This window comes from Psychrobacter sp. NPDC078409 (assembly GCF_050268505.1).
In the GTDB taxonomy this organism is placed as follows: domain Bacteria; phylum Pseudomonadota; class Gammaproteobacteria; order Pseudomonadales; family Moraxellaceae; genus Psychrobacter.
In genome coordinates, this window is the sequence record NZ_JBNNGW010000005.1 from 72,660 (window position 1) to 85,037 (window position 12,378).

Below are 12,378 nucleotides of genomic sequence, written 5' to 3' on the forward strand. Positions count from 1 at the left end.
GGTTCAGTCCCTTATCGAATCACAACAATAAGTATTGTTAGCGCGAGTATGGATAAATGAGCTACTATTTTTCACTGGGTATTCATAATTATTATCAATCTACTATAAAAGAGAACGGCGTTTGCCTAGAGCTTACTTTGACTCTAATCAACTATATTTATACTATCAACTAGTAATATCGAAGTTAGAGCCTACTTATAGTATTATCGAGCTAAAGTATTCATTATATTAATAAAATAAAGTCGAACAAAAAGATAGCGAAAAACAGTCATGTTTTATTTATTATAACGTATTTACAGCGACGCTAACTAAAGTTTTATCTTTATTAGCTTTGAAAAAATGAGTGCAGCAAAAAATAAAGCAGCTAATATCAAGACGATAGAAAGACCTGTTTGAATATCTAGCCAAATACTCCCCCACACACCGAGTGTCACACCCAGTTGAGCGATTATCAACGCTATAATCACCATTTGTTTTGGCGATGCTGACCATAGACGTGCGGTCAGTGCAGGTAGCACTAATAATCCGCTGATTAATAGACTGCCAACCGCCTGTAGAGCAATCGCACAAAACCCTGCCAGTACACCCATAAAAAACAGCCGTTGCCGTGTTGGATTGATACCTTGAATACGTGCCAATGCTTCATGCGTTGCCAGCTTGATTTGCGCGGGCCAAATATAAGTAAGCAGTCCCAAGCCAACTAATACGCTACCAGCAAGCAAAGGCAAATCTGCCCAATCAAGATCCAACAAGTTACCGAATAAAAACCCGAGCACATTGGCCTGTTGGTCAGTCAATTGGGTCAAAGCCAGTAAGCCTAGGCACAAGAGCGACACTGACACGACTGCCAATACAGCATCCACTGGCAGACGCTCATCATCAATCAAGACCAGTCCCAGTACGACCATGACACTGACTAATGCAATGCCGATACCCATTGGTAATTGCCACCACACAGCCAAAGCCACACCTAGCAACGTGCCATGAGCTAAGGCATCGGCGAAAAACGCCATACGCCGCCACAATACCAAGCAACCTAACGGCGCTGATAATAACGCTAATATACTGCCAGCGATCCAAGCAGGCGCAATGATGGCTAACCAAGCAGTCATAATGAATGTCCGTAAAATTTTTTATAAAAGAGTAAAGCCGTATTATTTATATGTTTAATAGTTTTGGCTTTAATGAGCTGGATTTTGGCGATTTTGAGCCTTGATTACTAACGCTATAACTCGCTTGGCGCATGGTGTTCACAGGCATGGGGCTGATGTACGTATGGCTGCTCATAATGATGACCAAATAGCTTTTGAAACTCAGTACTAATGGCCAGCTCGCTTGGTTGTCCTTCACAGCAAATATGCTTATTCAAACAAATGACGCGGCGGCTGCCTTTCATGACCCAGTGCAAATCATGAGACACCACTAGCATGGCGCAACGTAAGAAATCAGGCAGCTCATCAATAAACTGATATAGCCAAACTTCTGTATCGGGATCGAGACCCTGCATCGGCTCGTCTAAAATAAGCAAATTGGGTTTGTCTAGTAGCGCTCTTGCTAATAGGACGCGCTGCGTCTCACCACCTGATAAATGCAACATCTGCCGTGACAGTAAATGCGTTAATGATAAGTTATCAAAGATAAACTGCCGCTGCTCAGAGGTTAAACGTTTCTTATCTGCTTGCCCCAACAAATCGCAAACGCGCAATGGCAATATCGGTGGCACAGCAAATCGCTGCGGTACGTAACCAAGCTGTAGCGGCTGATGTGCTGTCATAGAGCCATCAGTTGACTCAATCAAACCTAAGATAAGTTTGACTAGCGTTGACTTACCAGCACCATTAGGACCGATAAGGCTGACCGTCTCATTAACAGCAATGTCAATATCGATGTGAGAGAGCAGACGTTGAGGCCCGATATGATAACTGATATTGTTTAAGCTCAATAATTTTTCAGTATCACTCACAGTACTGCCATTCGTAACGGCAGTATTTGACTGATTAAAAGGTAGGGTAGAGGTATTCATAATATGACAACGCATAGGTAAATAGACAATCGACGAATCATGCTTAAAACGTTCACAAAAACCACAGTAGCATTACTGGCAAGCTTGACAACGACCGCTAAGCTCAATGACACTACGCTCAACCACAAACCCCACATCTTGCTCGGCGAAGCTCATCATTTCCTGAACTGGGAGACTGCTGCATTCTTGTACTCGTTGACACTGATCGCAGATTAAAAAGGCGGCTGTATGCTGGGCGCGAGGATGACAGCAAGGAACATAAGCATTGATAGACGTTAATTGATGAATCAACCCTTCACTTAGTAAGAATTCTAAACTGCGATAAACCGTTGGTGGCGCGACATTTTTCGGTGCGCGTTTTTTGGTTGTCTTAGTGTCTACTGACAGTGTTGGTGAGCTCGCTACTTTTTGAATATCGCTGTTATCAGGTATAGACAATCGCATTTGCTGTAACTGAGTGATTAGGTCATAAGCGCCGACCGGCTGATCCGCCTCTAAGACCAATTGATATATCTGCTGACGCAAAGGCGTAAATCGCGCGCCATTTAGACGGCAATGCTCTTTAGCTGCTGCTAAGCGTTCATGAACATCATGCGGAGTCAGATCTTGCACATCATGTAAATGTTCGTAGATCGATGAAGTAATAGACATGGTACAAGCTCCTAAAAATAGCATGGTAATCGCATGACATTTTTTATGATAGCGTTTTTTATTGTTATAGTATAACATACTAAAATAAGAACTGAGTGAATTGTCTTATAGTAGTCTTGTATATCTACCCTTTTTACAGGAGTGGGGCAGGACACTATTACTCATACGTTCGTTATCCAACAATGCTATCTAACAATAAAAGAGCTTACTATGAACGCTGTTTTTACTTACTCCGTACGTTCGCTTATCACATTACAGCGCTTGTTAATGACAGGACTGATAGTTCTAGGGTCTTTCACACTGAATGCACAAGCTGCAACGGTCAGTGTTAGTAATTATCCGCTATTCTTGTTAAGTGAAGCAGTAACAGAAGGTGCGCCATCAGCCAATCGACTATTGCAAGCGGGGGAGGTGGGTCATCATGGTAGTATCAGCCCTGGTGATATCAAGGCAATCAAAGACAGCAAGTTCGTGGTATGGTTCGGTGAGCCGCTAGAAAACAATCTAGCAGCAAGTCTAAAAACAGCCCCAAATGCTATTGCTTTATTTGAGTTCGATGCATTCAATCGACATCCATTACGTGATGTAAAGGGCGACGCTATCGCGGGTACACTAGATCCACATATTTGGTTAGACCCTGAAAATGCTAAAGCCATTACCCGTGCATTAGCTGTGATTCATAGTCATGCCAATCCACAATATAAAGATCTATACCAAGCCAACGCGAAAAAATTTGCACAGCAACTAGATAAAGAAGTTACTGCATTTGAGCAAAGCTCTATTCAGAGTGAGTCAAAAACACGACCTTATTGGGCTTATCATGATGCTTATCAATATATCGAAGATAGCCTAAATTTAACGCTCGTTGGTAGCCTTAGCGTGGATCATCACCTATCACCCAAAGCAAGCCAACTACGTTGGTTAAATGAGCAACGCCCAGCTAAGCAAATGTGTTTGGTCAGTCCAAGTGAGCCAGCAAAGGGCTTACTTGCGAAATTGCAACCAGTGAAGAGTACGGTACAACCTGAAGATATGAGTAGTAGCGATGACTTTATCAGCGGTTGGCAGAATATGACCAAACAGATATATCAATGTATCTCATAATGTAGCTAAAAACAGCAATTTGCTAGGATTGTTTAAGTTGGTTGTATAGCTTGTCTTCAAGCATTTATTACAGACTAAATAGTATAATCATCTTATCGAAATGCGTTAGGTGACTGATAAAAGTCATATTTTACTTGCTTAATAGTTACGCTCTACCTATAATAAGTAGCGTTTTATTTTGGCCGAAAGGTAATGCCTGTAGAGTAAGTCATTCACGGATAAAATTATCATAAGTATGATATATTGTCCCAATGCTATAAGGGCTATAGGAATACCGATGACCAAGCCTGCCAAACGCACGCAAAAAGACAAGATTGGCATCTATATTAAACGACAAGCATGGATACTATTTATCCTTATTATCATTGCTTGGATAGTAGATACTATTTGGCTACATAGTGAGCTTACGATAGCAAAAAGTGCTGCAATTGGTGCGCTACTAAGTTTTATCACTCAAGCAGTATTTGCGTTTTTTATTTTTTGGTATACCGGATATCGCGCGCGCCAACACATCGTTAGCCAGCTATATCGGGGTCAAATGTCAAAATGGTTATTGACCGTGTTTGGTTTTGCACTAATTTTTATTACCGTACAACCCCTATCTGCGCCAGCGCTGTTTATCGGTTTTATGGTAATGCAAATTAGTCACAGTTGGATGTTGTGGCATATACGCTAGCGCTAATAAATGATCGCTAAACAGATGGTTTATTAATAGTACTGGCAAGTCACCCTGCCGTCCAGCTTCTCTATGACTAGTTCGAAAAGTCGAAGCACAACGCTGTCTTAGGATAGCACCAGTGATTATAAAGACCGCACTATGAGTCTCAACGTTAGACGTAGTATGCAGTGAGAGAGTAGGGATTACTAAACTATCTGTATTGCTGATAATTAGAGTACTGATATCTAATTATGGTTAGTGGCTATATTAGCAAGTAAAACTGGTGGCTAACTTATTCATACAGTGGATAAAAAAATCACAATTGACTTTACACGAATACAACGCTGCATTAATATAGGCGGCTAAATATTTTGCTTATAAGCGCTACATTAAGCGCCGATCGTAAAAAACGGTCAGTGGGCAAGCACATATATAATAATTTTGCGTATAAAAATGCAAGGGCTATTACTGAGTTATCATAAGCCCTTTTTTGATAGCTAAAATTTATCTCACGCTATCAAATATTGCATATTAGTAATAGAACTATGGGTTGGATGTTGTTGGTTACATGAGTGATTTAGTACGGTTTATTTGTCTGCTTAATAGCAAGATAGATATAAATACTACACCTCATCAGATGACAACCATATTTTTGGTAGTTGATTAAATCGTTGATTAATAAGAAGCTTACATTATGGCATCCGAGCAAACATCATCAGAATATATCTCTCACCACTTAACGAATTGGACGTATGGCTATCTGCCGGGCGAAGGTTGGAAAGTTGCTCATACTGCTGAAGAAGCAGGGGCGATGGGCTTTAACGCTATCCATCTTGATTCTATGCTATGGTCGATTGGTCTAGGTATCTTATTTTGCGCCGTCTTTTGGATGGTTGCCAAAAAAGTCACTTCAGGCGTGCCAGGAAAAACTCAGGCAGCAGTTGAGATGATCGTTGAGTTTGTTGATAACAACGTTCGTGATTCATACAGTGGTACATCAAAACTGATTGCGCCATTGGCGTTGACCATTTTTGTCTGGATTTTTTTGATGAACTTGATGGATTTGATACCTGTTGATTTCATTCCAGGTATTGCTGGGCAAATCGGTGCTGCTATGGGCCATGATCCACATCATGTTTTCTTTAAGATTGTTCCAACGACTGATCCTAACATCACGCTTGGCATGTCGTTCTCTGTCTTTGCACTGATTATCTTTTATAGCATTAAAGAAAAAGGTTTGGGCGGCTTTATCGGTGAGTTAACACTGCATCCGTTTGGCGCCAAAAACCCAATCGTACAAGCGATTTTGATTCCCATCAACTTCATCCTAGAAGCAGTTACTCTAATAGCCAAACCTGTATCACTTGGTTTGCGTCTATTCGGCAACATGTATGCTGGGGAATTGATTTTCATACTGATTGCTCTAATGCCGTTTTGGATTCAATGGGCGTTATCGGTACCGTGGGCTATCTTCCACATCTTAGTTATTACACTTCAAGCGTTCGTATTCATGATGCTGACGATAGTTTACATGTCGCTTGCATCATCAACTGAACATTAATTAGACATTCAATAGGTAAATGAGGATACATCAATGGATCCAGTATTAGGTGGTTACACAGTTATCGCAGTAGCACTACTTATCGGTCTTGGCGCACTTGGCACAGGTATTGGTTTTGCTATTCTAGGTGGAAAATTCTTAGAAGGCGTTGCGCGTCAACCAGAGCTTGGCTCACAATTGCAAACTCGTATGTTCATCGTAGCAGGTCTTCTTGATGCTATTCCGATGATCGGTGTTGGTATTGCTATGCTATTGTTGTTCGCTAACCCTCTAGCAGGTTAATCCGAAAGCTCAGTTGTAAATGTTTGGTATTCGGAGACTTTCTATCAAATATAGTCAAGATTTGACTACCAAACATGATCAATGAAACTGATTTTTCATTAACAAAGAGGTGATCACGTGAATATCAATTTTACCCTCGTCGGTCAAGCCATTGCTTTTGCAATATTTGTGATTTTTTGCATGAAATTCGTGTGGCCACCACTTATCGGTGCCATCAATGAGCGTCAGCGTAAAATTGCTGAAGGTCTGAATGCCGCAGAAAAAGCAAAAGCAGATTTGGCGACCGCGGAGCAAAATGTCCAGCAGGAACTTGATCTTGCAAAGACCAAGGCTGCCGCTCTAATCGAGCAAGCGAACAAGAGTGCCAATCAGCTCGTCGAAGATGCAAAATCGCAAGCCCAAGCGGAAGGCGAGCGCATTCGTCAACAAGCGCAAGCATCTATCGATCAAGAAATCAATCAAGCGCGTGAATCATTACGTGCCCAAGTTGCTGAACTGGCTGTACTTGGTGCAGAGAAGATTTTGCAAGACAAAGTCGATGTGCAAAAACATGCCAGTATGTTAGACCAACTGGCGGCGAAGCTGTAATTGTGAGGATATAATGGCTGACTTATCAACCTTAGCACGACCGTACGCTAAAGCCGCGTTTGACTATGCCAACGAAAACGGCGCAGTCAACGAGTGGGAAAACTTCTTACTTGTTGCTAGCACTGTTGTCAATGACAAGTCGTTCAGTACTTGGCTAGACAATCCAGCTGTTTCTGCTGAGCATAAGTCAGCTGCTTTGGTCGATCTTTATGATACGCAAGTAGCTAGCGCTAATGATTCTGCTTTTAAGCAGTTATTAAGCGAAGCTCAAGGGACTAGCCTTGACAGTAACGTAAGCTATCCAAAAGTATCAGTAGCACTTAGTAACTTCGTTAAACAGTTATCAGAACAAGAGCGTCTGGCGCTGCTTCCTGAAGTTTATGAGCATTATCGCCGTCACAAGGCAATAAGCTTAAAGCAGCTTGACGCATATGTGACCTCTGCCTACCCATTGACTGATGAACAGCGTCAAACGCTACAAACGCGTCTTGCTGCCTCGCTAAATGCTAGTGTAGTGATTCACGAATCAGTTGATCCAAGTCTATTGGCAGGCGCTACAATCAAAGTCGGTGACAAAGTCATTGATGATTCGATGCGCGGCAAGTTACAACAGTTAAAAACACAGCTAACTGCCTAATGCCAATCATCAATACAGTCAAATATTGGCTGTATGATTATAAGAGCAATTAAGTCAGTGGGCGGGTTATCATAAATTAAAGGAAACAAGGCAATGCAACAATTGAATCCAGCGGAAATCAGTAACCTGATTAAGCAGCGTATTCAAGACCTTGATGCGGGTGCAACTGCAAAGAATGAAGGCACGATTGTCAAAGTATCTGACGGTATCGTGCAGATTCATGGTCTTGAAGATGCCATGTACGGCGAAATGATTGAGTTTGAAGGCGAAATCTACGGAATGGCTCTAAACTTAGAGCGTGATTCTGTTGGCGCGGTAGTACTTGGTGATTACCTAAAGCTGCAAGAAGGTCAAAAAGCCTATTGTACTGGTCGTATTCTTGAAGTACCAGTAGGTCCTGAGCTGTTAGGCCGTGTTGTTGATGCTTTGGGTAATCCTATTGATGGCAAAGGTCCTATCGATGCCAAGATGACTGATAAAGTCGAAAAGATCGCTCCAGGCGTTATCGACCGTCAATCAGTAGATCAACCAGTAATGACTGGTTATAAAGCCGTTGATACCATGATTCCAATCGGTCGTGGTCAGCGTGAGCTTATCATTGGTGACCGTCAGACTGGTAAAACAGCGATGGCTATCGATGCGATCATCGCACAGAAAGCGTCAGGCATTAAATGTGTATACGTAGCTATCGGACAGAAACGTTCGACTATCGCTAACGTAGTACGTAAGCTTGAGCAAACTGGCGCACTAGAATATACCACTGTTGTGGTTGCTTCAGCATCAGAGCCTGCAGCACTTCAGTATATCGCACCGTACTCAGGTTGTACGATGGGCGAATACTTCCGTGACCGTGGCGAAGATGCATTGATTGTATTTGATGATTTATCAAAGCAAGCAGTTGCTTATCGTCAGATTTCACTACTATTGCGTCGTCCGCCAGGTCGTGAAGCTTATCCTGGTGACGTATTCTATTTACACTCACGCCTACTTGAGCGTGCATCACGTGTAAATGCTGATTATGTAGAAAAGTTCACTAACGGTGAAGTGAAAGGTAAAACTGGTTCTTTAACCGCACTACCAATCATTGAAACACAAGCTGGTGACGTATCTGCATTCGTACCAACCAACGTGATTTCGATCACTGATGGTCAGATCTTCCTAGAGTCTAGTTTATTCGCCTCAGGTATCCGTCCAGCAGTAAACGCTGGTATCTCGGTATCTCGTGTGGGCGGGGCCGCTCAGACTAAGATCATCAAAAAGCTATCTGGTGGTATTCGTACCGCTCTAGCTCAGTATCGTGAACTAGCAGCATTCGCTCAGTTTGCATCAGATCTTGATGACGCAACTCGCGAGCAGCTTGATCATGGTGAGCGTGTGACTGAATTGATGAAGCAGAAGCAGTATCAGCCGATGTCAATCTCTGAGCAAGCAGCCGTTATCTATGCTTCAAACGAAGGCTTCTTAGCTGACGTACCTGTCGAAAAGATTGGTTCTTTCGAAGAAGCGTACCTACGTTATATGCATGATGAGCAAAGTGAATTGATGCGTGAGATTGATGACACTGCGAACTACAATGATGATATCGCAGGTCGTTTAAAGTCATCTCTAGAGACCTTTAAACAAAATCACAGTTATTAATTTAACGGGTTAAGCCGAATTGGTTATAACTGTAGCTTAGAGCTGATAAAGTGGCGCGTTGTCTGACCAGATATTTGCGCCACTGTTTTAACCATTACCGGTATTAGATCGCGTAATGCCACAAGATATAAAATGTTATTCTGTAGGATTGATGTTGTATATCAAACGATTGTCGCATGCGCCAATGCTTCTTAACCCTCTTATATTGGAATCATTATGGCAAGCTTAAAAGAGATACGTGCCAAAGTCACCAGTATTAAAAGCACCCAGAAAATTACTCGTGCTATGCAAATGGTAGCGGCAAGTAAAATGCGCCGTGCGCAAGAGCGCATGGAAGTGGGTCGCCCGTATGCTGATAGTATGCGCCGGGTTATTTCACATTTGGTGCATGCCTCATCAGACTACAAACATCCGTATATGGTATCGCGTCCAGTCAATAAGGTTGGCTATATTGTCATTACCTCTGACCGTGGCCTAGCGGGTGGTTTGAATATTAACTTATTCAAAGCCCTAACTAAAAGTATCCAAGATTATCAAGATCAGTCTGTACAAGCTGAGTTTGCAGTCATCGGTGCCAAAGGTGTGAGTTTCTTTAAAAACTTTGGTGGTAAAGTTACATCGGCTGTGACCGATTATGGCGATAAACCAACGTTTGAACAATTGAATGCACCGGTTCAAGCAATGCTTGAAGACTATAGTAACGGTAATATTGACCGTATCTATGTGGTCTATAACCGATTCATCAATGCGATGACTCAGAAACCAACAGTCAATCAGTTGGTTCCTCTACCAGAGCAGTCATTTGATGATGAAGACAGTGGTCTACAGACAGAACTTAGCTGGGATTATATCTACGAGCCTGACATCAAGACGTTAATTGATGAATTGCTTGGTCGCTATATTGAGTCGATTGTTTATCAAGCGGTAATGGAAAACATTGCCTCTGAGCAGTCTTCACGTATGGTTGCGATGAAAGCGGCAACAGATAATGCTGGTGACCTTATTAACGATTTACAGTTGGTTTATAACAAGCTGCGTCAAGCGGCGATTACCCGAGAAATCTCGGAAATCGTTGGCGGTGCTGCTGCTGTTTCATAATTGACTACACCTATATATAGAAGTTCAAGGAGAACGCAATGAGTAGCGGTCGTATTGTACAGATTATTGGCGCGGTTCTTGACGTTGAGTTCAACCGTAATGAAGTTCCTCAAATTTTTGATGCCTTGCAAGTAGACGGTACCGAAACTACCCTAGAAGTACAGCAACAGCTAGGTGACGGTATTGTACGTACTATTGCAATGGGTTCAACCGAAGGTTTAAAGCGTAACCTACCTGTTACTAATACTGGCGCACCTATCTCTGTGCCTGTAGGTACTGGTACGCTAGGTCGCATCATGGATGTTCTTGGTCGTCCTATCGATGAAGAAGGTCCTGTTGTTGCTGACGAAAAATGGTCTATCCATCGTGAAGCGCCAAGCTACGCGGATCAGTCAAACAGCACTGAGCTACTAGAGACTGGTATTAAAGTTATTGATCTACTTTGCCCGTTCGCTAAAGGTGGTAAAGTTGGTCTGTTTGGTGGTGCTGGTGTTGGTAAAACCGTTAACATGATGGAGCTGATCAACAACATCGCTCTAAAACATGAAGGTTTGTCAGTATTTGCTGGTGTTGGTGAGCGTACTCGTGAAGGTAACGATTTCTATCACGAAATGCAGGAAGCTGGCGTTGTAAACACTGAAGACTTCAGTAAGTCTAAAGTAGCAATGGTATATGGCCAGATGAATGAGCCACCGGGTAACCGTTTACGTGTTGCACTGTCTGGTTTGACCATGGCTGAGTACTTCCGTGATACCAAAGATCCTGTGACTGGCAAAGGTCGTGACGTACTATTGTTTGTTGATAACATCTACCGTTATACACTAGCGGGTACAGAAGTATCAGCACTACTTGGTCGTATGCCATCAGCGGTTGGTTATCAGCCAACACTAGCTGAAGAGATGGGCTTACTACAAGAACGTATTACGTCAACTCAGTCAGGCTCTATTACTTCAGTTCAGGCGGTATACGTACCTGCGGATGATTTGACCGATCCATCACCTGCTACAACGTTTGCTCACTTGGATGCAACAGTTGTACTAAGCCGTGATATCGCATCACAAGGTATCTATCCTGCGGTTGATCCATTGGATTCAACATCACGTCAGCTAGATCCACAAGTAATCGGTGAAGATCATTACAATGTTGCTCGTGGTGTTCAGGAAGTTCTACAGCGTTATAAAGAGCTTAAAGACATCATCGCTATCTTGGGTATGGATGAGTTATCAGAAGAAGATAAACTGGTTGTTTATCGTGCTCGTAAGATTCAGCGCTTCTTGTCTCAGCCATTCCACGTAGCTGAAGTCTTCACTGGTGCACCTGGTAAATACGTACCACTACGCGATACCATTGCTAGCTTTAAAGCAATCATTGCTGGTGAATACGATGACCTACCAGAGCAAGCATTCTACATGGCTGGTAGCATCGATGAAGTAGTCGCTAAAGCTGAAAAAATGAAGTCTAAGTCAGCGTAAGTTGTATGAGCATAAGCTAACGAGTAGATATAATATAAACCTTGTATCTACTCTTCAGTAACGCATCGCAGTTTTACTGTTTTTTGATCGCGCTTTGATGGTAAGGAATTAAGTATGGCAACGTTACAATGTCGCGTCGTAAGTGCTCGTGAAGAGTTGTATTCAGGCGAAATTAGCATGTTAATAGCTACTGGTACCGAAGGCGAGATTGGTGTATTGCCAGGTCACACACCGCTTATTACTTTGCTAAAGCCAGGTGCAATGCGAGTGCAAACACCAAACGGTGAAGAAGAAGTAATTTACGTCTCAGGTGGTGTATTAGAAGTACAGCCTAAGATGGTTACAGTATTGGCTGATACGGCCATGCGTGCACACAATCTTGACGAAAGCAAAATCGTCGAAGCACGTAAAAAAGCTGAGCAAATGCTAGTTAACCAGTCTGATACGCTACAAACCAATGCGGCTTTGGCCTCACTTGCAGAGTCAGTAGGACAATTACAGACTATTCGTAAGTACAAAAACCGCGCGTAATTTATTACTGATAGCTCTAGCTAATCATTTAGAGTTATCGCTAAAAGTAATAATAAAAAGACAGTCCATTATATGGGCTGTTTTTTTATGTCTATTCATTATGAAATTAAATGTTCTGCGTTAAATACACACGGT

At 42.4% G+C, this 12,378-nt stretch carries 13 protein-coding genes; 10 read left to right on the forward strand and 3 right to left on the reverse strand.

Annotated features, from left to right (window positions below; genetic code table 11):
* Nucleotides 1-308: 308 nt before the first annotated feature.
* The 3 genes from ACQKC9_RS11310 to ACQKC9_RS11320 all read right to left on the reverse strand — a co-directional run bounded on the left by ACQKC9_RS11310 (nucleotide 309) and on the right by ACQKC9_RS11320 (nucleotide 2,674).
* Nucleotides 309-1,112, reverse strand: a complete 804-nt coding sequence (locus ACQKC9_RS11310; protein WP_427621877.1) for a metal ABC transporter permease — start codon at nucleotides 1,110-1,112, stop codon at nucleotides 309-311.
* Between the two features lie 113 nt (nucleotides 1,113-1,225).
* On the reverse strand, nucleotides 1,226-1,963 hold the full coding sequence (locus ACQKC9_RS11315) for a metal ABC transporter ATP-binding protein (protein ID WP_427621941.1): 738 nt from the start codon (nucleotides 1,961-1,963) through the stop codon (nucleotides 1,226-1,228).
* 132 nt (nucleotides 1,964-2,095) lie between these two features.
* Complete coding sequence (locus tag ACQKC9_RS11320; protein ID WP_427621878.1) at nucleotides 2,096-2,674, reverse strand: Fur family transcriptional regulator; 579 nt, start codon at nucleotides 2,672-2,674, stop codon at nucleotides 2,096-2,098.
* A 210-nt stretch (nucleotides 2,675-2,884) separates the two neighbouring features.
* Between ACQKC9_RS11320 and ACQKC9_RS11325 the strand changes: the two genes are divergently transcribed.
* The 10 genes from ACQKC9_RS11325 (at nucleotide 2,885) to ACQKC9_RS11370 (ending at nucleotide 12,243) form a co-directional block, all read left to right on the forward strand.
* Nucleotides 2,885-3,778 carry a metal ABC transporter solute-binding protein, Zn/Mn family gene (locus ACQKC9_RS11325; protein WP_427621879.1) on the forward strand — a complete coding sequence of 298 codons (894 nt, stop codon included), beginning with the start codon at nucleotides 2,885-2,887 and terminating at the stop codon, nucleotides 3,776-3,778.
* A gap of 277 nt (nucleotides 3,779-4,055) precedes the next feature.
* The gene (locus ACQKC9_RS11330) at nucleotides 4,056-4,454 is read left to right on the forward strand and encodes an ATP synthase subunit I (protein WP_102093133.1); all 399 of its coding nucleotides are present in this window, start codon (nucleotides 4,056-4,058) and stop codon (nucleotides 4,452-4,454) included.
* Between the two features lie 676 nt (nucleotides 4,455-5,130).
* Nucleotides 5,131-5,997: a F0F1 ATP synthase subunit A gene (gene atpB, locus ACQKC9_RS11335; RefSeq protein WP_101205957.1), complete on the forward strand. Its 867-nt coding sequence runs from the start codon at nucleotides 5,131-5,133 to the stop codon at nucleotides 5,995-5,997.
* A gap of 33 nt (nucleotides 5,998-6,030) precedes the next feature.
* The gene (atpE, locus tag ACQKC9_RS11340) at nucleotides 6,031-6,279 is read left to right on the forward strand and encodes a F0F1 ATP synthase subunit C (RefSeq protein ID WP_010197960.1); all 249 of its coding nucleotides are present in this window, start codon (nucleotides 6,031-6,033) and stop codon (nucleotides 6,277-6,279) included.
* Between the two features lie 117 nt (nucleotides 6,280-6,396).
* Entirely contained in the window at nucleotides 6,397-6,867 is a 471-nt protein-coding gene (locus ACQKC9_RS11345; protein ID WP_101205956.1) for a F0F1 ATP synthase subunit B, read from the forward strand.
* 13 nt (nucleotides 6,868-6,880) lie between these two features.
* Nucleotides 6,881-7,504 (forward strand): F0F1 ATP synthase subunit delta, encoded by a 624-nt coding sequence (locus tag ACQKC9_RS11350; RefSeq protein ID WP_057762004.1) that lies wholly within the window; start codon nucleotides 6,881-6,883, stop codon nucleotides 7,502-7,504.
* A gap of 93 nt (nucleotides 7,505-7,597) precedes the next feature.
* Nucleotides 7,598-9,142: a F0F1 ATP synthase subunit alpha gene (gene atpA / locus ACQKC9_RS11355; protein WP_057762002.1), complete on the forward strand. Its 1,545-nt coding sequence runs from the start codon at nucleotides 7,598-7,600 to the stop codon at nucleotides 9,140-9,142.
* 216 nt (nucleotides 9,143-9,358) lie between these two features.
* Complete coding sequence (atpG, locus tag ACQKC9_RS11360) at nucleotides 9,359-10,240, forward strand: F0F1 ATP synthase subunit gamma (protein ID WP_057762000.1); 882 nt, start codon at nucleotides 9,359-9,361, stop codon at nucleotides 10,238-10,240.
* A 38-nt stretch (nucleotides 10,241-10,278) separates the two neighbouring features.
* Nucleotides 10,279-11,712 carry a F0F1 ATP synthase subunit beta gene (gene atpD / locus ACQKC9_RS11365; RefSeq protein WP_057761998.1) on the forward strand — a complete coding sequence of 478 codons (1,434 nt, stop codon included), beginning with the start codon at nucleotides 10,279-10,281 and terminating at the stop codon, nucleotides 11,710-11,712.
* A gap of 114 nt (nucleotides 11,713-11,826) precedes the next feature.
* Entirely contained in the window at nucleotides 11,827-12,243 is a 417-nt protein-coding gene (locus tag ACQKC9_RS11370; protein WP_057761996.1) for a F0F1 ATP synthase subunit epsilon, read from the forward strand.
* Nucleotides 12,244-12,378 lie beyond the last annotated feature (135 nt).